General features: G+C 72.1%; 22 protein-coding genes and 2 tRNA genes. 21 read left to right on the top strand and 3 right to left on the bottom strand.

Annotated features, from left to right (window positions below; genetic code table 11):
- Window positions 1–244: 244 nt before the first annotated feature.
- From DTB53_RS28135 to DTB53_RS28150, 4 genes are all read left to right on the top strand, one after another.
- Window positions 245–736: a DUF8830 family protein gene (locus DTB53_RS28135; RefSeq protein ID WP_003969212.1), complete on the top strand. Its 492-nt coding sequence runs from the start codon at window positions 245–247 to the stop codon at window positions 734–736.
- Between the two features lie 98 nt (window positions 737–834).
- On the top strand, window positions 835–2,118 hold the full coding sequence (locus DTB53_RS28140; protein ID WP_012380997.1) for a glutamate-5-semialdehyde dehydrogenase: 1,284 nt from the start codon (window positions 835–837) through the stop codon (window positions 2,116–2,118).
- A 192-nt stretch (window positions 2,119–2,310) separates the two neighbouring features.
- Window positions 2,311–2,892: an SCO2584 family spore wall biosynthesis protein gene (locus DTB53_RS28145; protein ID WP_003969214.1), complete on the top strand. Its 582-nt coding sequence runs from the start codon at window positions 2,311–2,313 to the stop codon at window positions 2,890–2,892.
- 206 nt (window positions 2,893–3,098) lie between these two features.
- On the top strand, window positions 3,099–4,244 hold the full coding sequence (locus DTB53_RS28150) for an SCO2583 family membrane protein (protein ID WP_012380998.1): 1,146 nt from the start codon (window positions 3,099–3,101) through the stop codon (window positions 4,242–4,244).
- Here the strand turns inward: DTB53_RS28150 and DTB53_RS28155 are convergent.
- Window positions 4,159–5,307 carry a M48 family metallopeptidase gene (locus DTB53_RS28155; protein ID WP_012380999.1) on the bottom strand — a complete coding sequence of 383 codons (1,149 nt, stop codon included), beginning with the start codon at window positions 5,305–5,307 and terminating at the stop codon, window positions 4,159–4,161. The two genes, DTB53_RS28150 and DTB53_RS28155, sit on opposite strands and share 86 nt — an antisense overlap.
- Before the next feature lie 111 nt (window positions 5,308–5,418).
- On the opposite strand from DTB53_RS28155, the gene DTB53_RS36980 reads away from it, so the two are divergent.
- The 15 genes from DTB53_RS36980 (at window position 5,419) to DTB53_RS28220 (ending at window position 19,720) form a co-directional block, all read left to right on the top strand.
- Complete coding sequence (locus DTB53_RS36980) at window positions 5,419–5,571, top strand: hypothetical protein (RefSeq protein WP_003969217.1); 153 nt, start codon at window positions 5,419–5,421, stop codon at window positions 5,569–5,571.
- Window positions 5,572–5,655: 84 nt separating this feature from the next.
- The gene (locus DTB53_RS36985; RefSeq protein WP_003969218.1) at window positions 5,656–5,817 is read left to right on the top strand and encodes a hypothetical protein; all 162 of its coding nucleotides are present in this window, start codon (window positions 5,656–5,658) and stop codon (window positions 5,815–5,817) included.
- 38 nt (window positions 5,818–5,855) lie between these two features.
- Window positions 5,856–6,473, top strand: coding sequence for a nicotinate-nucleotide adenylyltransferase (gene nadD, locus DTB53_RS28160; RefSeq protein ID WP_012381000.1), 618 nt, complete (start codon window positions 5,856–5,858; stop codon window positions 6,471–6,473).
- 19 nt (window positions 6,474–6,492) lie between these two features.
- Complete coding sequence (locus tag DTB53_RS28165; protein ID WP_012381001.1) at window positions 6,493–8,346, top strand: LCP family protein; 1,854 nt, start codon at window positions 6,493–6,495, stop codon at window positions 8,344–8,346.
- Between the two features lie 176 nt (window positions 8,347–8,522).
- The gene (gene rsfS / locus DTB53_RS28170; RefSeq protein ID WP_012381002.1) at window positions 8,523–8,954 is read left to right on the top strand and encodes a ribosome silencing factor; all 432 of its coding nucleotides are present in this window, start codon (window positions 8,523–8,525) and stop codon (window positions 8,952–8,954) included.
- On the top strand, window positions 8,951–9,604 hold the full coding sequence (locus tag DTB53_RS28175; RefSeq protein ID WP_003969222.1) for a histidine phosphatase family protein: 654 nt from the start codon (window positions 8,951–8,953) through the stop codon (window positions 9,602–9,604). The genes rsfS and DTB53_RS28175 overlap by 4 nt, the downstream gene beginning before the upstream one ends.
- Window positions 9,605–9,733: 129 nt before the next feature.
- Window positions 9,734–9,806 (top strand) — tRNA-Ala (locus DTB53_RS28180).
- 132 nt (window positions 9,807–9,938) lie between these two features.
- Window positions 9,939–10,127, top strand: coding sequence for a hypothetical protein (locus tag DTB53_RS28185; RefSeq protein WP_078562770.1), 189 nt, complete (start codon window positions 9,939–9,941; stop codon window positions 10,125–10,127).
- Window positions 10,128–10,130: 3 nt separating this feature from the next.
- The gene (locus DTB53_RS28190) at window positions 10,131–10,364 is read left to right on the top strand and encodes a hypothetical protein (RefSeq protein WP_003969224.1); all 234 of its coding nucleotides are present in this window, start codon (window positions 10,131–10,133) and stop codon (window positions 10,362–10,364) included.
- 132 nt (window positions 10,365–10,496) lie between these two features.
- Window positions 10,497–10,569, top strand: a tRNA-Ala gene (locus DTB53_RS28195).
- A gap of 369 nt (window positions 10,570–10,938) precedes the next feature.
- Window positions 10,939–13,812 carry a leucine--tRNA ligase gene (gene leuS, locus DTB53_RS28200; protein ID WP_012381003.1) on the top strand — a complete coding sequence of 958 codons (2,874 nt, stop codon included), beginning with the start codon at window positions 10,939–10,941 and terminating at the stop codon, window positions 13,810–13,812.
- A 149-nt stretch (window positions 13,813–13,961) separates the two neighbouring features.
- Window positions 13,962–14,750: a hypothetical protein gene (locus DTB53_RS28205; protein ID WP_003969226.1), complete on the top strand. Its 789-nt coding sequence runs from the start codon at window positions 13,962–13,964 to the stop codon at window positions 14,748–14,750.
- 121 nt (window positions 14,751–14,871) lie between these two features.
- A complete protein-coding gene (locus DTB53_RS28210) occupies window positions 14,872–15,717 on the top strand; it encodes a DegV family protein (protein ID WP_012381004.1) in 846 nt (281 codons plus the stop codon).
- A gap of 761 nt (window positions 15,718–16,478) precedes the next feature.
- The gene (locus tag DTB53_RS38040; protein WP_042497212.1) at window positions 16,479–17,162 is read left to right on the top strand and encodes a ComEA family DNA-binding protein; all 684 of its coding nucleotides are present in this window, start codon (window positions 16,479–16,481) and stop codon (window positions 17,160–17,162) included.
- Window positions 17,159–19,720, top strand: a complete 2,562-nt coding sequence (locus DTB53_RS28220; protein WP_012381006.1) for a ComEC/Rec2 family competence protein — start codon at window positions 17,159–17,161, stop codon at window positions 19,718–19,720. Before DTB53_RS38040 ends, DTB53_RS28220 begins: the two co-directional genes overlap by 4 nt.
- A gap of 11 nt (window positions 19,721–19,731) precedes the next feature.
- Here the strand turns inward: DTB53_RS28220 and DTB53_RS28225 are convergent, their stop codons facing one another.
- On the bottom strand, window positions 19,732–20,190 hold the full coding sequence (locus DTB53_RS28225) for a pyridoxamine 5'-phosphate oxidase family protein (RefSeq protein WP_012381007.1): 459 nt from the start codon (window positions 20,188–20,190) through the stop codon (window positions 19,732–19,734).
- A 132-nt stretch (window positions 20,191–20,322) separates the two neighbouring features.
- On the opposite strand from DTB53_RS28225, the gene DTB53_RS28230 reads away from it, so the two are divergent.
- Both DTB53_RS28230 and DTB53_RS28235 read left to right on the top strand, forming a co-directional pair.
- Window positions 20,323–21,189, top strand: a complete 867-nt coding sequence (locus DTB53_RS28230) for an arylamine N-acetyltransferase family protein (RefSeq protein WP_172595302.1) — start codon at window positions 20,323–20,325, stop codon at window positions 21,187–21,189.
- Between the two features lie 355 nt (window positions 21,190–21,544).
- Entirely contained in the window at window positions 21,545–22,426 is an 882-nt protein-coding gene (locus tag DTB53_RS28235) for a YceI family protein (RefSeq protein WP_003969240.1), read from the top strand.
- A gap of 87 nt (window positions 22,427–22,513) precedes the next feature.
- Here DTB53_RS28235 and DTB53_RS28240 read toward each other — a convergent pair whose 3' ends face one another.
- Window positions 22,514–22,759: a hypothetical protein gene (locus DTB53_RS28240; protein ID WP_003969241.1), complete on the bottom strand. Its 246-nt coding sequence runs from the start codon at window positions 22,757–22,759 to the stop codon at window positions 22,514–22,516.
- Between the last annotated feature and the right edge of the window lie 3 nt (window positions 22,760–22,762).

The following is a 22,762-nucleotide window of genomic DNA, read 5'->3' on the forward strand; positions in this document are numbered from 1 at the left end:
CCCAACTGCTCGGCCGCTCCACCCGGGACCTCGCCCGCGAACTGGGTCCCGCCTACGAACGCGAGGTCGTACACAGGGACGATCTGGTCCTCCTCGCGCCGCGCCTCACCCCCTGAAACGGCTGAAAGTCCCGCCCTCCAGCAGGGACCTTTACCAAAACCACCCCATGCCCGGCTGTGGACTGGTCCACTTTGTAGTGGGGAAACAGGGGTACCGCACAGCAACACACCACAGGAGGCCGCCGGTGAGACGAGCGCGCCCGGGGGCGCCGCCCCGAGGCACGGCCAACCGCGCCCTGACGAGTGTCGGAGCGGGGGCGGATCTCGACCGGAACGCCGCCCCGGCGGACACCGTCGAACGGGAGCCGGTGAGGAGGGCGAAGGAGGAGTCCCCGCAGTCCAAGCTCTGGCACATCACGCTCAGCGTGTCGGGCGCCGAGATCCCGCTGGGGGAGGTCAGACGCGGCCTGGAGCAACTCGCGCACGACCACCCCTTCCTGCTGACCAGCCGCTACGCGAGCGACCACGCGGAGATCCGCTACTGGGAAGAGGCCCGCGATCTGCACGACGCGGCCGCGGTCGCGCTGCGGCTGTGGGGCGAGCACCGCTCCAGCGCCCGGCTCCCGCCCTGGGAGATCGTCGGCCTGGAAGTCATCGACCGCGAGACCTACCACCTGCGGATCGCCGAGGGCTACGGACCGCCGCCCGCGGCCCCCGTGGGCGTGCACCCCTACTGACTCCCGGGGCGATCCGGGGCCGTCCGCGCCCCGGTCCGGGCGTCTCGCATCACGGGATACGTGACGGATGCCCGCAGAGTGCGCATTACTCTGCGGGCATGACCACGCTCTCGCCCTACGACAACCTCTCCCCGGTCGCGCAGACCGCCTACCGGGCCCGGGCCGCCGCCGCCGACATCGCGCCACTTCCGCGCGCGGCCAAGGACGACGCCCTGCTGGCCATCGCCGACGCCCTCGAAGTGCGCACGAGCGAGATCGTCGAGGCCAACGCCGAGGACGTCGAGCGCGCCCGCGAGGCCGGGACGAGCGAAGGCATCATCGACCGGCTCACCCTCACCCCGGAACGCATCCGCGCCATCGCCGCCGACGTACGGGACGTCGCCGCCCTCCCCGACCCGGTCGGCGAGGTGGTGCGCGGCTCGACCCTGCCCAACGGCATCGACCTCCGGCAGGTGCGGGTCCCGCTCGGCGTGGTCGGCATCATCTACGAGGCCCGGCCCAACGTCACCGTCGACGCCGCCGCCCTCTGCCTGAAGTCCGGCAACGCGGTCCTGCTGCGCGGCTCCTCCTCGGCCTACGCCTCCAACACCGCCCTGGTCCGGGTCCTGCGCGACGCCGTCGGCGGCTCCGGCCTGCCGGCCGACGCGGTGCAGCTCGTCCCGGGCGAGAGCCGTGACTCCGTGCGCGAACTGATGCGGGCCCGCGGCCTGGTCGACGTCCTCATCCCGCGCGGCGGCGCCTCCCTGATCCGCACGGTCGTCGAGGAGTCCACCGTCCCCGTCATCGAGACCGGCACCGGCAACTGCCACGTCTACGTCGACGCCCAGACGGACCTGGCCATGGCGGTCGACATCCTGATCAACTCCAAGGCCCAGCGCCCCAGCGTCTGCAACGCCGCCGAGACCCTCCTCGTCCACAAGGACGTGGCGGACGCCTTCCTGCCGCTCGCCCTGGACGCGCTGGCCGATGCCGGGGTCACCGTCCACGGCGACGAGCACGTCCTCGCCCGCGCCGAGGGATCCAAGGCCACCGTGGTCCCGGCGACGACGGAGGACTGGGAGACCGAATACCTCTCCTACGACATCGCGGCGGCGGTCGTCGACTCCCTGGACGCGGCGGTCGCCCACATCCGGCTCTGGTCCTCCGGCCACACCGAGGCGATCGTCACCACCTCGCAGGCCGCCGCCCGCCGGTTCACCCAATTGGTGGATTCGACGACGGTCGCCGTGAACGCCTCCACCCGCTTCACGGACGGCGGGCAGTTCGGCTTCGGCGCCGAGATCGGCATCTCCACGCAGAAGCTGCACGCCCGCGGCCCGATGGGCCTGCCCGAGCTGACCTCGACGAAGTACATCGTCACGGGGGACGGGCACACCCGCTAGGTCCTGGCGTCACCCTGCCGTCGTCGCCCGAAGGGCAGGCGGCAAAGTGACGCCAGGGGCCGGACCTCCTCGCGGGCCCCTCCCGGCCGGCTCCTTCCGCCGGGAGGGGCCGACCGCGGGTCCCTCCGTGCCGATCCGGGGGAGTTTGCGGGCTCCCTGCCCAAATCGTCCCGGCCGGGCTACGCTGAATCCGTGCCGGACGACGTGGGGGGCAAGCCGTTTCCTGACGGCTGGGAGCCCGACGACGACCGCGGGGGCGCGGACGAGGACTTCGCCTCCGTGGTGTTCGACGAGGACTTCGTCCGGTCGGCGCCCGTCCACGAGCCCACCGCCGTGGAGCGCCTGCTCGCCGCCGCCGAGGCCCGCGCCGAGGCGGACGCCGCCCGCGCCCGACGGAGCCGCCGGGCCGACGACGACGCCTACGACCCCTACGGCGGCCCCCGGGGCTACCACGACCCCCAGGACCTCGACTACGACCCCGGCATCGGGGACGGCGACTGCGCCCCGGGTCCCTACGGCCGCCACGGCGGCTCCCTGCGCCCCTACCGCAACTCCGCCCGCTGGCACCGCCCGGTCGCCTGGCTGCTCGCCCTGGTGATGGGCGTCGGCATGGTCTCCCTCGCCTTCACCGCGGTCTACCGGGGCGGCTCGAACAACCGGCAGGACCAGGTGCCGCCGCCCGTCACCAGCGGCGTGGACAAGCCCGGGGCCGCCCCGTCGGCCTCCGCGGACTACTCCCGCCCCACGGTCTCCGCCGAGCCCAGGGTGCCCTGAACCCACCCCCTCATCACCCGTTCGCCGACGGCCCTCCCCGGTGCTCCCGGACTTCCCGGCCGTCTCCGCGTTTACACGGGCCGCAATCGACCTACCCTCAAGATGTGACCCCTCGTTCCCAGGGGGGCTTCTCGCTGCGGAGGCCACTCGGCCGAAGCGGACCGTTGCGCACCGAACCGACCGGTGTGGAGATGGGGAGAGAAGTCATGACAGGCCGCTCAGAACCACCGGACGGTGCGCCCGAGAACCCCGCGGGCGGCGAGGACGAGTACCGCTCGCTCGTCTTCGACGAATCGTTCGTCCAGGCTGCGCGGATGCAGGAGTTCTCGGCGCAGGAACGGATGGGCGAGCACGCCCGCGCCGTCCGGACGCTGCCCGACACCCAGGTCATCCGCAGCGGCGGCGGCTCCCGGGCCGCCATAGCCCTGGTCGTCCTCATCGCCCTGGCCTTCGCGGTCGCCGTCTACATCGGGTTCCGCAGCCCCTACCCCCAGCCGCCCGCGCGGCGCGCCGAACCCCTGCGGACCACCGTCGTCCCCCTGGCCCCCCGCGGTGCCGTGCCGGGCGGATCACCCGAGCGGCTGTACGGGGCCGAACCGGTCTCCGGCTTCCGCACGGGCGCGGACGGCATCAACTACCCCGGCGTGGAGCGCACGCAGAACTTCTCCGACAGCCAGATCACCGCCGCTCTCGCCACGGTCAAGGACTACCTGGTCGAGTCGTCCCTGAACCCCGACGTCCTCACCGGCTCCGTACGCCGGCCCGTCGAGCACCTCCTCGACCCGGACCAGCGCCCCCAGTTCGAACAGGCCCTGAGCGACCCGGCGGACGACGGGGGCCACGCCGCCACCGGCTGGCTGGTGCGCTTCGACCCGGAGCGGGTGGAGCTCGCCGACCCGCAGATCCGGGTCGACGGGACCCTCCGCTACGAGGAGGAGGCCCCCGGCGTCCTCGGCGTCGTCTCGGACCACACGTTCACCTACGCCCTGCGCCCGGCGGACGGGCCCCACCGGGACGACGACGCCTCCCTGTTCACCGTGCGGCGCGAGCTGCACTTCCGCCTCGACCGGGAGGACCTGCGACTGCACCGCCTGGAGGTGCTCACCGCCCATGTCCAGGCCGGGCCGCAGTCCTGCTCGGCCGACGCGACCGGGATGCTCCGCCCGCTCCTCGCCGGGGAACGGGCGGACGACCGCGGGCCCGCCGCCACCGACCCGTACGCCACGGGCCGGCCCACGGCGGCGCTGTGCGGCACCCTGGAGGCCGTCAGCTCCCCGAAGGCCCCGACGACGTCCCCGGGCTCCCCTCCTCGGGGTCCCGGGGCCGACCCGTCGTCCCGTCCCCGTCCGTAGCGGAACCGTCGGACGGGCCCTGCGCCCCGCCCTTCGCGCCCCCGGTTCCGGTGAACCGGTCGCGCAGCTTGCCGCCCAGGTCTCCCGCGCCGCCCGCGATGTCGCCCACGAGCTTCATCAGCGGGTCCTTGCTGGTGCGCACGGTGTCCGCGTAGTGCGAGGCGGACTCCCGGAACGAGTCGGTCACCGAGGCCTCCTTGTCCTCGTCGCGCCGCGGGTAGTGGCCGTCCATGATCCGCTGGAAGTCGCGGGTCTCCGACCACTTCTTCAGCTCGGCGGCCCGCACCGTGGTGAACGGGTGCGTCCGGGGCAGCACATTGAGGATCTTGAGCACGGAGTCGCGGAGGTCGCCGCCCTTCTCGTACTCGTCGGCCTGCGCGAGGAAGGCGTCCACGTTCATCTCGTGGAGGTGATTGCCGCCCGCGATCTTCATCAGACCGCGCATCGAGGCCTGTATGTCCTGGCCCACCAGCAGCCCGGCCCGGTCCGCGGACAGCTCCGACTTGCGGAACCACTCGCGCAGCGCCGTCACTATCGCCATGATCGCCACATTGCCCAGCGGGATCCAGGCGACCTTCACGGCGAGGTTGGTCAGGAAAAGCAGTATCGTCCGGTACACCGAGTGACCGGAGAGCGCGTGGCCCACCTCGTGGCCCACCACCGCCCGCATCTCCTCCTCGTCGAGCAGCTCGACCAGCCCGGTGGTGACGACGATGATCGGCTCGTCCAGCCCGATGCACATGGCGTTGGGCTGCGGGTCCTGCTTCACGTACATCGGCGGGACCTTCTCCAGGTCCAGGATGTAACACGCGTCCCGCAGCATGACGTTGAGGTGGGCGAACTGCGCGTCGCTCACCCGGACGGAGTCGGAGAGGAAAAGCAGCCGCAGGCTGCGCTCCGGGAGCAGCCCGCTGAGCGCCTTGAACACGGTGTCGAACCCGGTCAGCTTGCGCAGGGCAACCAGGGCCGAGCGGTCGGCGGGGTGCTCGTAGGCCCGGGAGGAGATCCCGGGGAAACGCCGGCGCTGCCTGCTCGGCACGTTCTCGTGACTGCTGTCGGTCATGGATGGCCCCCTGTTCGTACGAGACGTCGCTCGTCCCCCGGACAAAACCCAGCGTATGCGCTGGCGCTACGGTGTGCGGGGGGCTGTGGATAACTTTGAGGAGCGCCCGAAATGCCGCACACCGCCGTACTGCTCGCCGCCGCGTCCGAGGAGCAGGGACCGGGTGACACCCTCCGGATCGTGTTGCTCGTCTCGATCCTCGGAGCGGTGCTCCTCGCGTGGTTCCTGCTGCGCGGATACCGCAACGACGACAACAACGACTGAGTCGCCGTGAGCGTGCCCGGTGGTCCCGCATACGATGTGACCGACGTCTTCCTTCCGCCTCACGATCGATAGGTCCTGCCGAAGATGAGCCTCACGAGCACCGCACACGAACTGGTCACCCTTGCCTCCGGAGGCGAGGGCGGCGGCAACCACGAAAGCCTCAACCCGTACTTCGTCGGCGCCGGGGCCTTTGTCGCGCTGATGCTGCTGCTGTGGATCACCATCAGCTTCAACCGCGACCGCTGAGTCGGGGGCGTACAGCTGTGCCAGTAGGCTCTGCACGCATGGGAGAGCAGGAAGTGCCTACCGGCCCCGGCAGACGCCGCATCGGCGTGATGGGCGGGACATTCGACCCGATCCACCATGGACACCTGGTGGCGGCCAGTGAAGTGGCCGCCCAGTTCCACCTCGACGAGGTCGTCTTCGTCCCGACCGGGCAGCCGTGGCAGAAGAGTCACAAGAGGGTCTCCCCGGCCGAGGACCGCTATCTCATGACGGTCATCGCCACCGCGTCCAACCCGCAGTTCTCCGTCAGCCGCAGTGACATCGACCGTGGCGGACCGACGTACACCATCGATACGCTGCGGGACCTGCGCGAGGTCCACGGCGACGCGGACCTCTTCTTCATCACCGGCGCCGACGCGTTGTCCCAGATCCTCACCTGGCGCGACGCCGAGGAGCTGTTCTCGCTCTCCCACTTCATCGGTGTGACCCGCCCGGGTCACGTGCTCACGGACGACGGGCTGCCCGAGGGCGGTGTCTCCCTCGTGGAGGTCCCCGCGCTGGCGATCTCGTCCACGGACTGCCGTGAGAGGGTCGCGCAGGGGGAGCCGGTCTGGTACCTGGTGCCGGACGGCGTGGTCCGCTACATCGACAAGCGCCAGCTGTACCGCGGCGAATGAGCCACGGAGAGGGGCACCGGTGAACGACCCGCAGAACCCGTACGACCCGTACTACCAAGAGCCGCGGATCATCGGCTACGACGCGTACGGACAGCCGGTCTACCAGCAGCAGGGGCAGCAGTACGACCAGCAGCAGTACGACCAGCAGGGCGGGCAGCCGTACGACCAGCACGGCGGGCAGCAGTACGGCCGGCAGAACCAGGGTTACGACCCCTACGCCGCACAGCCGGGTCAGGGACAGGCGACCCAGGACCCCGGCTACGGCTACGACGCGTACGGCAACCCCCAGCAGCAGCCGCAGAGTTACGACCCCTACGCCGCTCAGCACCCGGGCCAGGCGCCTCAGCAGCCCCGGACGCAGCAGGGACAGGGCACGGACCAGGGGTACGGCTACGGCTCCTACACCGACTACGGGTACGGCACCGGGCAGCAGCCCGCCGCGGTCGACACCGACCAGCACTGGGGCATCCCGCAGCAGGGCGCGGCCCCCGCCCCGGAACAGGCCCCGCAGCAGTCTCCCGCCCAGCCGCAGCAGCCGCAGCCGTCGGGGCGCTCGGCGCAGGACGCGGCGGAGCCGGACGCGGAGCCCGCGCTCCCGGGGCAGCGCAAGCCCGCCCCCGACTACCGCACCGAGCAGTTCTCGTTCATCGAGGAGCCCGACGAGGACTCCGAAGACGTCATCGACTGGCTGAAGTTCACCGAGAGCCGCAGCGAGCGGCGCGAGGAGGCACGGCGCAAGGGCCGCAACCGGATGGTCGCCCTGATCGTCGTCGCCGTTCTCGTCGTCGTCGGCGGGGCCGGCTACCTCTGGTCCGCCGATATGATCCCTGGCCTGTCCGGGTCGGACGAGAAGAAGACCGCGACCGCCGGCGCCCAGCAGCGCGACATGATGGTGGTGCACCTGCACGACACGAAGAAGGGCGGCACCTCGACGGCGCTGCTCGTCGACAACGCCACCACCGAGCAGGGCACCACGGTCCTGCTGCCCAACTCCCTCGCCGTCGCCTCCGACGACGGAACCACCACCACGCTCGGCAAGTCCGTCGAGGACGACGGCAGGACCGGCACCCGGGAGGCGATCGACACCCTCCTCGGCACCCGGATCACCGGCACCTGGCGGCTGGACACCCCGTACCTGGAGAACCTCGTCGAGCTGGTCGGGAACATCGAGGTCGACACCGACACCGATGTCCCGGGAGCGAAGAAGGGCGCGTCGCCCCTGGTCAACGAGGGCGAGGGCCAGACGCTCAGCGGCCCGATGGCCGTCGCGTACGCCACGTACAGCGCTCCGGGGGAGCCCGAGGCCAAGCAGCTGACGCGGTTCGGCGAGGTCCTGCGGGCCACGCTGCGCAAGATCTCCGAGGATCCCAAGGCCGCGACCGTCACCGTCGAGACGCTGCTCCAGGTGCTGGACCCGTCGCTGCCCGAGAAGGACCTCGGGGCCTCGCTGGCCAAGCTGGCCTCGCGGGCCAAGGTCGGCGACTACAAGACGGCCCTGCTCCCGGTCCAGGAGGACGGCACGCTCACCGAGGCGGACACCCGCGACGTCGTCAAGGACATCCTCGGCGGCACGGTGAAGGCCCCGGAGGCGGGAGCTCCGCTCCGGGTCGCCGTCCGCAACGCCACCGGGAACGCGAAGGCCGCGGAAGCCGCCCGGGTCCAGCTGGTCAACGGCGGTTACGCCTTCGTGGACAGTGGCAAGGCAGGCGCCGAGGCGTCGTCCGCCGTGCTCTACCGTTCCGCCGAGGACAAGGAGAAGGCCGTCGAGGTGGCCAAGACCCTGGGCCTCTCCGCGGGGGACGTGAAGAAGGGCGAGCCGGCCGCCAACGCCGACGTGTCCGCGGTACTCGGACAGGACTACGAGATCCCGTAGCCCGTACGGGGCCACGGCCGGCGCTCCGGCGCCGGCCGGTGGCCCGGCGCCCGGCCGGGAGGCGGGACGCCCCCGCCGCGAAACGCGGTCCGGCCGGGCCGGGAAACGCAGTGAGGCTCTGTCGGCGGTCCGTGAGACCCTAGAGGTTGCATCCGACCGCCGACGAAAGCCTGCATGTGACCGCCACGGACCGCTCCATCGAGCTCATCAACGCCGCCGCTCAGGCGGCCGCCGACCGGCTCGCGCACGACATCATCGCCTACGACGTCAGCGATGTGCTGTCGATCACCGACGCCTTCCTGCTGGCCTCGGCCCCCAACGACCGCCAGGTCAAGTCGATCGTCGACGAGATCGAGGAGCGGCTCCAGAAGGAGCTCGGCGCCAAGCCGGTGCGCCGCGAGGGCGACCGCGACGCCCGCTGGATCCTCCTCGACTACGTCGACATCGTCATCCACGTCCAGCACAGCGAGGAGCGCGTCTTCTACGCGCTGGAGCGCCTGTGGAAGGACTGCCCGGAGATCGCCCTCCCCGAGGACGCGGTCAAGACCCGTGGCAGGGCCGAGGAGCACGCACAGCTCAACGGCGGCACGGAAGGTGACCAGAGCTGAACGGCGGCAGCGGCGGCACGGGCCGCAGGATCGTCCTCTGGCGGCACGGCCAGACGGCGTGGAACCTGGAGCGCCGCTTCCAGGGCTCCACGGACATCGAGCTGACCGAGGTCGGCGTCGGGCAGGCCCGCCGCGCCGCCCGGCTGCTCGCCTCGCTGGAGCCGGACGCCATCGTCGCCTCCGACCTGCGGCGGGCGGCGGCCACGGCTGCCGAGCTGTCCGCCGTCAGCGGTCTCACCGTCGCCCATGACGCCGCGCTCCGTGAGACCTACGCCGGTGCCTGGCAGGGGCTGACCCACGAGGAGATCGTCGAGCGCTTCGGCGAGCAGTACGCGGCGTGGAAGCGCGGGGAGCCCGTGCGTCGCGGCGGCGGCGAGCTGGAGACCGAGGTCGCCGACCGGGCGGCGCCGGTCGTCCTGGAACACGCCGAGAAGCTCCCGGCGAACGGCACGCTCGTCGTGGTCAGCCACGGCGGCACGATCAGGACGACGATCGGCCGGCTGCTGGGCCTGGAGGCGCACCACTGGGAGGGGCTCGGCGGGCTGTCGAACTGCTGCTGGTCCGTCCTCGGCGAGGGCGCGCGCGGCTGGCGCCTGCTGGAGCACAACGCCGGCACGCTCCCGGAGCCGGTCCTCGGCGACGACGACTAGTCGCCGGTCGAGAGGCCGTTCGCGGGCCGTCCTCGGGCGGCCCGGGCCGGATTTCACTTTCCGGCCGGTCGCAGGCTAAAGTTCTTCTTGTTCGCAGGGCGGAAACGCAGGGAAACAACAGCGAACAGCGGGGCTATAGCTCAGTTGGTAGAGCGCCTGCATGGCATGCAGGAGGTCAGGAGTTCAATTCTCCTTAGCTCCACAATCAGGATCCCGTCCCCACCAGGGGGCGGGATCTTCTGTATGGGGAGCGCCGAGCGGGCTGACCCCCTTGCGGGGTCATGGCAGAATCGGAACGCCGGAGGGGGCGACGTACCGATCGGGAGGGAGCGCGATGCCTGCGAGTCGCGAACACGTCCCCGACCAGCCTCTTGTCGCCGCCGCGTCCCCCGGCTCCGTACCGTTCGAAGATCGATCCCGCCTCGGCTGTCCGTCCTGCGGTTCGTCCCACGTGGCCCAGGTCCTGGGCGACAACGGAGGGGTCTCCTACGTGTGCACGGCCTGCGGCCACAGCTGGAGCTGACTGATGGGTGCACACAGGCGTAAGTGCGACTGGTGCGGCAGCGGTACGCCCATCGTCAGGGACATGGACCCGGTCAACGCGGAGTACCAGTACTGGTGCGAGGAGTGCGCGCGGGCGCTGATCATAAAAGGCGACCCCATCGAGACCTACCGGGAGCTGGAGGGGGAGCCGATCTACGGGCGGCTCCTGGAGGAGCACTGCACCCTCAAGCGCTTCTACTCCTTTGCGACCGCCTGACCTGCGACTGACGATCCACCGTTCGGGATGATTCGGGCATATCGGTGCGGACCGGAAACGATTTGGTGAAGCACCGGGGGGACCGTGTAATGTTCTCGATGTCGCCAAGGGAAACCGGGCGGCACACAGCAAGGGGCTATAGCTCAGTTGGTAGAGCGCCTGCATGGCATGCAGGAGGTCAGGAGTTCAATTCTCCTTAGCTCCACAGGATCGAGAGTGAAGAAGCGGGCCACCCGGATCGGGTGGCCCGCTTCTTTCGTCCTCACTTCGCTCCGGACAGCTCCGGCCGGACCTGTCCGGTCGGGATCAGCCGCAACCGCCGGTCGGTGTCCGGTGGTCGGTGTCCGGCGCCCGACGCCCACCGGTCGACGTCCACCCCCTGGCCGTTCCCCGCTCCCCTCCGGACCCGTGCGGTACCCTGACGCCATGCGTGCCGTACGCCTTCTGCTTAGCGAGCCGCGCTGAAGAGTCCCGACCGGTGAGAACGCCTGGTCGGAGTCAGCGCGGCGTCCCCTCCTGTGCGAGGGGATTTTTCGTTTCCCGGCAGATGACGATCGATGGAGCTTTGAGGATCATGAGCGAGACGAATTCCGCCGCCGAGACGGCCGCGCCGCACCGCTACACGGCGGCGATGGCCGCCGACATCGAGGCACGCTGGCAGGACTTCTGGGACGCCGAGGGGACCTACGAGGCGCCGAACCCCACCGGTGACCTGGCGGGCGACCCGGAGCTGGCCGCCAGGCCGAAGAAGTTCATCATGGACATGTTCCCGTACCCCTCGGGCGCGGGGCTGCACGTCGGACACCCCCTGGGCTACATCGCCACCGATGTCTACGCCCGCCACCAGCGGATGACCGGCCACAACGTGCTGCACACCCTGGGCTTCGACGCGTTCGGCCTGCCCGCCGAACAGTACGCGGTGCAGACGGGCACCCACCCCCGGGTCTCCACCGAGGCCAACATGGAGAACATGAAGGTCCAGCTGCGCCGGCTGGGTCTGGGCCACGACAACCGCCGCTCCTTCGCGACGATCGACTCCGAGTACTACAAGTGGACGCAGTGGATCTTCCTGCAGATCTTCAACTCCTGGTACGACTCCGAGGCCGACAGGGCCCGTCCGATCGCCGAGCTGGTCGAGCAGTTCGAGAACGGCACGCGCGCGACCCCCGACGGCCGTGAGTGGGGGGCGCTGAGCGCCGCCGAGCGCGCCGACCTGCTGAGCGAGTACCGCCTGGCGTACGCCTCCGACGCCCCGGTGAACTGGTCGCCCGGCCTGGGCACCGTCCTGGCCAACGAGGAGGTCACCGCCGACGGCCGTTCCGAGCGCGGCAACTTCCCCGTCTTCAAGGCCAAGCTGCGCCAGTGGAACATGCGCATCACCGCCTACGCCGACCGGCTGCTGAACGACCTGGACGGGCTGGACTGGCCCGAGGCCATCAAGCTGCAGCAGCGCAACTGGATCGGCCGCTCCGAGGGCGCCCGGGTCGAGTTCCCGGTGGACACCGCGGGCGGCATCACCGTCTTCACCACCCGCCAGGACACCCTGTTCGGCGCGACGTACATGGTCCTGGCGCCCGAGCACGACATGGTGGAGCGGATCATTCCGGCCGCCTGGCCCGAGGGCACCCACCCGGTGTGGACGGGCGGCCACGCGAGCCCGGCCGAGGCCGTCACCGCGTACCGCAAGCAGGCCGCCGCCAAGTCCGACGTCGAGCGGCAGGCCGAGGCCAAGGACAAGACCGGTGTCTTCACCGGCGCGTACGCGACCAACCCGGTCAGCGGCGAGAAGGTCCCCGTCTTCATCGCCGACTACGTCCTGATGGGCTACGGCACCGGCGCGATCATGGCCGTACCGGCGCACGACGCGCGCGACTTCGCCTTCGCGCGCGCCTTCGAGCTGCCGATGCGCTGTGTCGTCCAGCCCTCCGACGACCGCGGCACCGACCCCGCCACGTGGGACGACGCCTTCAGCTCGTACGACGCGAAGCTGGTCAACTCCGCCAACGACGAGATCTCGCTGGACGGCCTGGGCGTCGTGGAGGCCAAGGCGAGGATCACCGAGTGGCTGAAGGAGCACGGCGTCGGCGAGGGCACCGTCAACTTCCGGCTGCGCGACTGGCTGTTCAGCCGGCAGCGCTACTGGGGCGAGCCCTTCCCGATCGTGTACGACGAGGACGGCATCGCCCACCCGCTGCCCGAGTCGATGCTGCCGCTGGAGCTGCCCGAGGTCGAGGACTACTCCCCGCGCACCTTCGACCCGGAGGACGCGACAGCCCAGCCCGAGACCCCGCTGTCGCGCAACGCTGACTGGGTCAACGTCACGCTGGACCTGGGCGACGGCGCCGGTCCGCGGAAGTACCGCCGCGAGACCAACACCATGCCCAACTGGGCCGGTTCCTGCTGGTACGAGCTGCGTTACCTGGACCCGAACAACGACCGTCAGCTGGTCGACCCGTCGATCGAGCAGTACTGGATGGGTCCGCGCGAGGGTCAGCCCACCGGGGGTGTCGACCTGTACGTCGGCGGCGCCGAGCACGCCGTGCTGCACCTGCTGTACGCGCGCTTCTGGTCCAAGGTGCTGCACGACCTGGGCCACATCTCCTCCGCCGAGCCGTTCCACAAGCTGTACAACCAGGGCATGATCCAGGCCTTCGTCTACCGCGACAGCCGGGGCATCGCCGTCCCGGCCGCCGAGGTGGAGGAGCGCGACGGCGCCTTCTACCACGCGGGCGAGAAGGTCAGCCGCGTCCTGGGCAAGATGGGCAAGTCCCTGAAGAACGCGGTCACGCCGGACGAGATCTGCGCGGAGTACGGCGCGGACACCCTGCGCCTGTACGAGATGGCGATGGGCCCCCTGGACGTGTCGCGCCCCTGGGACACCCGGGCCGTGGTCGGCCAGTACCGGCTGCTGCAGCGGCTGTGGCGCAATGTGGTCGACGAGGCGACCGGTGAGGTCACCGTCGTCGACACGGAGCCCGACGAGGACACGCTGCGCGCCCTGCACAAGGCGATCGACGGGGTCGGCCAGGACATGGCGGGGATGCGGTTCAACACCGCCATCGCCAAGGTCACCGAGCTGAACAACCACCTGACGAAGGCCGGCGGCCCGCTGTCGCGCTCGGTCGCCGAGCGGCTGGTCCTGCTGATCGCCCCGCTGGCCCCGCACATCGCCGAGGAGCTGTGGCGCCGCCTGGGCCACGCCGATTCGGTCGTGCACCAGGACTTCCCGGTGGCCGACCCGGCGTACGTGGTCGACGAGACCGTCACCTGCGTGGTCCAGATCAAGGGCAAGGTCCGGGCCCGCCTGGAGATCTCGCCGGCCATCACGGACGAGGAGCTGGAAGCCCTGGCCCTGGCCGACGAGGCGGTCGTCGCGGCGCTGGGCGGGGCCGGGATCCGCAAGGTGATCGTGCGTGCGCCGAAGCTGGTGAACATCGTTCCCGCGTGACGACGGGGGTGTGACGGCCCCGTGAGCGGTGGGGGCCATCCCCTACGGGCAGGTTGGGGGTTCCGAAGGAACCCTCGGCCTGCCCGTTCCGTTTACGGTGGAGGGGGCGACCGGTACCGGCGGCCGCATCGAGACACCGAGGGGCATTCATGGAAGCCGCGATCACGATCCTCGCGCTGCTCCTGGTCGCGTTCGTCGCGCTGGGTGTCTACGCGACCGTGAAGGCCGTCGGCGCGGCCAAGCGAGGCGTGGACCGCACGATCACGCAGGCCCGGCGCACGGTGGAGGACACCACGCTCCGGGCCAAGAGCTTCGGACAGGTGGGTGTCGCGGGCGAGCTCGCCCAGCTCCGGCTCTCCCTGCGCACCTCGATGCGGGCCACACAGGACGCCCTGCACGCCGGTGCCGCCGAGGACGCGTCCCTGGCGGAGTCGGTGGCGTTGTTCCGGAGGCTGAGCGAGCACGGCCTCGAACTGGACGACGAGCTGAAGCGGCTGGAGCGCGAGCCGGACCGGGCGACGGTCGCGGGCCTGCTCCCCAAGCTCAGGGAACGCACGCAGCGGATCACGCACTCGGCGGAGTCGCTGCGCTGGGCGGCACGGGACCGGGCGCGGCAGTTCGCCGACGACGATCTGGACGCGCTGAACGCCCAGATCGACATCGAGGCCGGCGCGCTGCGGCACTGGGCCGTGGACGAGCCGTCGTCGGGGGCGGCCGGCGCGGGCACCTCCGCCGCGGCACCGGGCCGGGGCCCGGGTACGGACTGGCCCGAGCCGGCCGCCTCGGACGACCCCGCCGCCGGGAACAGCGACACGGCCGACCGGGCCTGGTCGGGACCGGCCCGCGAGGAGAGCCCGCAGGCGATCACCGCCCCGGACCCGCGGCTGCGCACGACCTACCCCTGGCAGAAGTCCACCCGCCCGGAAACGACGAACTGACGCACAAGCGACGGCTCGGGCGTATCCACGCCCGGCCGGATACGTTCCGAAGCGGCCATGAATGATCAGAGGGCCGGGGCCGGGCTGCCGCACTCCCACCGCGCCAGGTAACCTCCGGCTCATGTCCCGCCATGTCGCTATCGTCACCGATTCCACGGCCTACCTGCCGCGCCCGACGATGGAACGGCACGGCATCACCGCGGTGCCGCTGACCGTCGTCCTGGGCGACCGGGCGCTGGAGGAGGGCACGGAGATCTCGGCCCGCTCGCTCGCCCAGGCCCTGCAGAAACGCCACTCCGTGACCACGTCCCGCCCCAGCCCGGAGGTCTTCGCCGCGGCCTACCGGACGGCGGCGGAGGGCGGCGCGGACGCGGTGGTGTCGCTGCACCTGTCGTCGGAGTTCTCGGGCACGTACGACGCAGCGCTGCTCGCGGCGGCGGACGCCCCCGTTCCGGTGCGCGTCGTGGACACCGGCATGGTCGCCATGGCCCTGGGATTCTGCGCTCTGGCGGCTGCGGAGACCGCCGAAGCGGGCGGCGGCCCGGACGAGGCGGTGGCGGCGGCCGAGAAGCGGGCCGCGGGCACCTCGGCGTATTTCTACGTCGACACGCTCGACTATCTGCGCCGGGGCGGACGCATCGGTACGGCACAGGCCCTGCTGGGATCCGCGCTGGCGGTGAAACCGCTCCTGGAGCTGGACGCGGGACGGATCGAGATGCTGGAGAAGGTGCGGACGGCCTCCAAGGCCATCGCCCGCCTGGAGGAGATCGTCGCCGAGCGGGCGGGGGCCGCCCCGGTGGACATCGCCGTCCACCACCTCGCCGCCCCGGAGCGCGCGGAGCGCCTGGCCGAGCGGCTGCAGGAGCGTGTTCCGGGCCTGGTCGACCTCCACGTCAGCGAGGTCGGCGCGGTGATCGGCGCGCACACGGGGCCGGGGCTGCTCGGCGCGGTGATCTCCCTGCGGTGAACCCTGCGCACCGGACTTCCACCGGTGGACTTCCCGCACCGGTCCGCCTGCTGTGATCTCCCCGCAGTGTTCTTCCCGCCGTGACCTTCCTGCTGTGATCTTCCTGCTGTGATCCTCCTGTCGTGATCTCGCTGCCGGGGTCTCCGCGGTGAGCGCGGTTTCACCCCGTGGAGTGGTCGAGTTATCCACAACTGCCGGTCTTTCCACAGGAATCCGGGCTGCTCAGCGGGTTCGGGCGGATGTGCCTAACGTCGTGAGGCATGGCCCTTCGATCTTCTCGGGCGTCGGCTCCCGATGCGCTTTCCGCCTCCGCCTCGTCATCCGATTCATCGTCCACGTTCCCCTCTCCGCCACCGCCTTCGCCACCGTCGCTCGATCCGCTGTCGGTGGGGACGCCCGTACGGGCGCGACGCGCTTCCGGCACCCGCCCGAGCGGCCGGGCGGGCGTGGGCCCCGGCACACGTTCCGGTGGCCGACACGGCGGGCGGCTGTCCGCGAGGGGTCGTTCCGCCCGTGCCGCGGCGGCGGCGCGCCGTCGGGCGGACGCGCTGATGGCGGGCGTTCCCGGGCCCGGCGACCACACGGTGCCCGCACCGGTACGCGAACCGGAGCCGGGGCCCATGCCCGGGCCCATGCCCGTCACCGAGCCCGTGCCTGCGTCGGCGGCTCCGGGGGCGGGGTCCGGGGACACGTCGAGAGCGGGCCGTCTCGTGTCGGCCGTTCGGGAGCGGCTGCCCCTGTGGGTGCGGCTGAGGTGCGGGATGGCGCCGCGCACGCCGGTGGTGCTCGGGCTGGTGCTGCTGGTCGCCGTGGGGGTCGCCGCGTTCCACTTCTGGTCGGTGCGCCCGCAGGCCGTGCGTGCACCGGAGCCGGTCGCGGACGAAGCGGCGGCGCCCGCGTTGCCACCGGATCCGTTACGGTCCGGGGGCCCCGGCCACGTCCCGCGCCCGACCGCGGGGTCGCCTCCGGACGAGGATGCGGTCGGGAGCGCGAGCGGGCAGATCGTCGTCGACGTGAGCGGCAAGGTGCGTCGGCCGGGGGTCCGTCGGCTGCCGGCGGGCTCGCGGGTGGCGGACGCGCTCGACGCGGCCGGCGGTGTGCGCGCGGGCACGGACGTGACGGGACTCAATCGGGCGAGGGTCCTCATGGACGGCGAACAGGTCGTCGTCGGGCTACCGCTCGGCCCGCCGGTCTCCACGACGGCCGGAGGCGGGAGCGCCGGGGCCGGCGGACCGGGCGGCCCCGGGCCTTCGGCGCCGCTGAGCCTGAACACCGCGACCGCGGAGCAGTTGGAGACGCTGCCCGGGGTCGGGCCCGTGCTGGCCCAGCACATGATCGACTACCGCACGGAGAACAACGGATTCCGGTCCGTCGACGAGCTCCGGGAGGTCAACGGGATCGGCGACCGCCGCTTCGCCGACATCCACCCCCTCGTACGGCCATGAGCGGCCCGGAGGCCCGGACCCGCGCCGTCCGGGACACGGACGACGCCGTGGGTGGCTCGCCGAGTGATCCGAGTGATCCGAGTGGACCGGGTGCGCGGGGTGCGCCGGGTGGGGCCGGCTCACGAGCGGAGGGGGCCACGGATCTACGGCTCGTTCCGCCCGCCCTGGCGGTCTGGGGGGCCGCGGCGTGGGCGCTGGGAGTGCCGGGGACGTGGGTGGCCGCCGTGGCCGTCGCCTGTCTGGTTCCGGCGGTCGTCCTGCTGGTGGTGGCCTCGCGCACCTCGGGACGGGGGCGGCCGGCCGGACGGTCCCGGGCCGTCGCCGCCGGGGGAGCCGTCCTGCTGTGCGCGGCGGCGGGCGCGGCCGTGGCCGGACTCCACGGTGCCGATGTGCGACGCGGCCCCGTCCCCGCCCTGGCGGAGGAGTACGCGCGGATCGACGCCGACGTAACGGTGACCTCGGATCCCCGGACGACCCGGCCGGCGGTACGGGGCAACCACAGCGCCCCGGCCCTGCTCCTGATCAACGCGGAGATCATGGAGGTGCGGACGCCGGACGGCACGGGGGCCCGGGTCCGGACACCCGTGCTGCTCACGGTCGCGGCGGGCGACCACCGGGCGGACTGGCGGAAGCTGCTGCCGTCCACCCGGCTCCGGCTCGGCGGCAGGCTCTCGCCCCCCGCCCATGAGGGTGAGCGCCTGGCGGCGGTCCTCCGGGTGGACGACGCGGGCGCGCCCCGGATCATCGGCCGGCCGACGTGGATCCAGCGCACGGCCGGGGAGCTGCGCGCCGGGTTGCGTGAGGCGACGGACGATCTGGACGCGGACGCCCGTGCGCTGCTGCCGGGGCTGGTGGTCGGTGACACCTCCAGGGTGCCGCCCGAGCTCCACGACGCCTTCAAAGCGACCGATCTGACACACCTCCTCAGCGTTTCCGGGGCGAATCTGTCGATCATCCTCGTCCTCCTCGTCGGACCGCCGGGGTCGGCGCTGAGCGCGGAACGGAGAGGCCTGGCACCCCTGTTGGGGCTCTCCCTGCGAGGGACCGCGCTGATCGGCGGCGGGCTGACCCTCGCCTTCGTCGTCGTGTGCCGTCCGGAACCGAGCGTGCTGCGCGCGGCAGCCTGCGGACTCATCACGCTGCTCGCGATCGGAACGGGGCGCCGGAGGTCCCTGATCCCCGCCCTGGCGGGAGCTGTCGTCCTCCTGGTCCTCTACGACCCCTGGCTCGCCCGGAGCTACGGCTTCCTGCTGTCGGTGCTCGCCACCGGTGCGCTGCTGACCCTGGCGCCGCGGTGGAGCGCCGCCCTGCGGGCGCGGCGGGTGCCGGGCAGGCTCGCCGAGGTGCTGGCCGCGGCGGCGGCAGCGCAGGCCGTGTGCGCACCCGTGGTGGTGGTCCTGGCCTCACGGGTCAGCCTGGTGGCGGTCCCGTGCAATCTGCTGGCGGAGTTCGCGGTGGCCCCCGCGACCGTGCTCGGGTTCGCGGCCCTCGCCGTCGCCCCGGTCGCCCCGCCGGCGGCCGAACTGCTGGCCGGGATCGCCGGCTGGCCGGTCGGGTGGATCGCCGCGGTCGCCCGCACGGGGGCGGGGCTCCCCGGGGCGGAGGCCCAGTGGCCCGGAGGGTGGTCCGGCGCGGCGCTGCTGGCCGGTCTCACGGTGTCGGTCGTGCTCCTGGCGCCGGGGCTGGCCCGCCGCCCCTGGATCTGCGCGGCCACCGGGCTGCTCCTCGTGCTGGCGGTCCTGAGACCCGTTCCGCTGACCCGGATCATGACCGGGTGGCCGCCGCCCGACTGGGCGTTCGCGCTCTGCGACGTGGGGCAGGGCGACGCGATGGTGCTCAGGGCGGGAGAGGGCACGGGGGTGGTCGTCGACGCCGGACCCGACCCCCGTGCGGTGGACCGGTGTCTGCGCGATCTCGCGGTGACCCGTGTCCCCCTCGTGGTCCTCACCCACTTCCACGCCGACCACGTGCGCGGTCTGCCCGGCGTGCTCCGGGGCAGGGCGGTGGGCGCGATCCAGACGACGAGCCTCGAAGTGCCTCCGGAACAGGCCGCGTTCGTGCGGCGGACAGCGGCCGCGGCGCGGGTTCCGACGATGCGGGCCGAGGCGGGCGAGCACCGCCGGGCGGGCCCGGTCGACTGGCGGGTCCTCTGGCCGCGCCAAGGGCCCGGGGGAGCGGGCGCGCCGGTGCGGGAGCCGAACGACTCCAGCGTCACCCTGCGCGTACGGGCGGCCGGCGGACTGACGCTGCTGCTCCTGGGAGACCTCGAACCCCCGGCCCAACGGCAGTTGCTGCGCGGCCGGGAGGCTCCGGGGCGGGTGGACGTCCTCAAGGTGGCCCACCACGGCTCGGCGTTCCAGGACGCCGGGCTGCTCCACAGCGTACGGCCGAGGCTGGCGCTGATCTCCTGCGGCGCGGACAACCCGTACGGGCACCCCTCGGCCCGCACGGTGGGCGCCCTCACAGCGGCCGGGGCCCGGGTCCTGCGCACCGACACCGACGGGCCGATCGCGGTGGCGGGCGCGGGGAAGGAGTTGCGGGCGGCGGGCCGGTCATGACGGCGCCGGAGTCAGACCAGCCACGTTCCGTCGAGCATCAGGTCACGGTCGGCGAGTTCGTTCACCTCGCGCCAGGCGCGCACCGTGCGGGGGGTGACGTGCAGGAACACCCAGACGGGGACACGAGGGTCCCACCGGAGCTTCGCGGCGAAGGCCTTCCTCGTCGCGACGGGGAGGTCGGCCCCTTCCAGGATCGTCGCCCCGCCCTCGATCAGCACCACGTCACGGGTGTGGCCCAGGGTGAGACGGATCGGGCCGTTGGGCGTCACGTTGACGGCGGTGGGATTGGTCCGCCGGGTGGCCATGACCAGGGTGCCGGTCCCGTCGTCCCAGAGGAACGACAGCGGTACCAGCGTGGGCTCGCCGTCCGCGGAGGCCGTCGCCACCCACGCGTCCTCGTCCTGCCGCAGACGGTCCAGGGTGTCCTGCTTGCGCTGCTCCCGGCTGCGCGCGGGATCGGGTTCGGTCATGCCCGTCAGACTAGAGCGCGATCACCGTGCCACGCCTCGGACGAGAGGCCTCGGCCGGGAGTCCTAGGACCACTCCTGGACCCGTGGCAGGACTGGTGGTCGTGGGGCGGGAGCGGGGCGCAGACTGGGCTCATGACCCCGCAGACACCCACGACGTCCGGAGCCTTCGTCCCGGGACCCGACGACGGCGTGACCGCTGCCGCCGTCGACGCCTATCTCGCCCGGATCGGCGCGGACCGTCCGACGCGGGCCGACATCGAGGCGCTGCGCGACCTCCAGCACCGGCACCTGCTCGCCGTGCCCTTCGAGAACCTCTCGGTCCATCTCGGCGAGGACATCGTGCTGGAGGAGCGGGCGCTCGTGGCCAAGGTGACCGGCGGGCGCGGCGGCTTCTGCTACGAACTGAACGGCGCTTTCGGGGCGTTGCTGCGTGCCCTCGGCTTCCGGGTGACCCTGCTCCAGGCCCGCGTCTTCGGGGACGGCGGCCGTCTGGGCATCCCGTACGACCACATGGCACTGCGGGTGGAAACCGTGGACGGCACGGGGCCCTGGCTGGCGGACGTCGGGTTCGGCGACAACGCGCTGTGGCCGCTGGCGCTCGACGACCGGGCGGACCAGGAGGATCCCCGGGGTGTGTTCCGGCTCCGTCAGGCGCCGCAGGGGGACCTGGACCTGCTGCGCGGCGGCTCACGGCAGTTCCGGCTCGATCCGAGGCCGCGGACGCTGCCGGAGTTCCGGGGAGGGGCCTGGTACCACCGCACCTCGCCGGACTCGCACTTCACCCGCTCGTTGGTGTGCTCCCGGTTCACGGAGACCGGGCGGGTGACGTTGAGCGGGCGGACCCTGGTCACCACGGTCGGCGGGGACCAGCACCGTACGGAACTGGTCACGGACGAGGAGGTGCTCGCCGCCTACCGGGACCACTTCGGGGTGCGGCTCTCCCGGGTCCCCCGGCTCCGGGAGGCGCTCGTGTCGCAGGGGCCCGACGCCGGCCGGTGACGCGCGAACGCCTTGGGCGGACACGGGGGAGGAGCGTGGCGGACGCACGTCGGCGGCGGACGAAGCGGACGGGCGTGGCGGGAGTGCCGGGCGGCTGATCCGGACGAGCGGAACTCGCCATTCGGACCTTCGGTGACACCTGCGCACAGGTCGTCGCAGCTCCGCTCACCTCGGCCTAGGTCCGTACACCTCATTACACCCTGTGGCAGCTCTGTACAAGACCCTCCGAGCTGCTCCGTTTGCCTCGAACGCCGCAACAGTGATCGAATGCATGCTCGTCGGCGGGCCGCTGATCCGACAAAGACGTCCACCTGTCAGGGCCCGAAGCGCGCAGCGCCCCTGGGGGTACGTAGAGATGTTCGGCCGTTGGCTGGGAAACAGAGGCCAGGCGGGTGGGCGCGGTGGGGCCCTCGCCGGATTCCGGATGCCCCGTACCGCGGGCGTGCTCAACTGCCGGGTGCTGGACCCGGTCAACGAACCGGTGTTGCAGGCCGAGTTCGTCGTGACCGACAGCGCGGGCCGCAAGGTGGTCGGCGGTGAGACAGACCCCTTCGGCAGCGTTCTCGCCACGGTTCCGGCGGGCGATTACCGGCTGGCGATCACGGCCGAGGGCTTCAACCCGTTCCACGGAGCGGTGACGGTGGCCGAGGGGGCGCACGCCACCCTGGGCGATGTGACCCTCCAGGTGGCGCAGCCGCCGCAGCTGCCCGACCCCGGCGACTGGGACATCGAGCCGAACCACTCGCAGATCGGTTTCACCGCCCGCCACATCGGGCTGGCGCGCATCCACGGCAGGTTCAACACCTTCGCCGGGGCGGTCCGGATCGCCGACCGCATGGAGGACTCCGCCATGCACGTGATCATCGACGCGGCCTCGATCGACACCAATGTGCAGATGCGCGACGACCACCTGCGCTCCGGAGACTTCCTCGACGTCGGCCGCTACCCGACGCTGGAGTTCTACAGCGAGCGCTTCGTCCACCGGGGCGGCAACCGGTGGGGTGTCACCGGTGCGCTGACCCTGCACGGCGTCAGCCGCACCGTGACGCTGGACACCCAGTACCTCGGTATCGGCAACGGGCTGGAGGGCGAGACGCGTGCCGCCTGCCGGGCCACCACCGAACTGCACCGCGAGGACTTCACCCTCACCTGGCAGACCATGCTGGCGCGCGGGATCGCCGTGGTGGGGCCGAGCATCGTGATCGACCTGGACATCCAGATCGTGCCCAAGGGCTGAGCCGTCCCCCAGTGGCCGCACGGCCGGGCCGGTACCGAGGCCCGAGGTCCGAGTGGACCGGTACCGGGAACCCGGTCCGGCCGGTCGTCACGGCTTCTCCAGCCAGCCCTCGTACTCCTCCGCGAACGCGTCGAGCGCGGCCGGGTCCAGCCGCCCGGCCGCGTCCTCCACGACCACCAGCCACTGGGCGTCCTCGGCGTCGTCCTCGCCGGCCAGCGCGTCCCGTACGAGCTGAGGCTCCTCGGCGACCCCGAAGCGGTCCGCCAGCTCCTCGGCCACCTCCTCCGCGGCGTCGCGGTCGGGCAGCACCAGTACATGTCTCACATCGCTCACCCG

The sequence above is a fragment of the Streptomyces griseus genome (assembly GCF_900460065.1).
Lineage (GTDB): Bacteria > Actinomycetota > Actinomycetes > Streptomycetales > Streptomycetaceae > Streptomyces > Streptomyces griseus.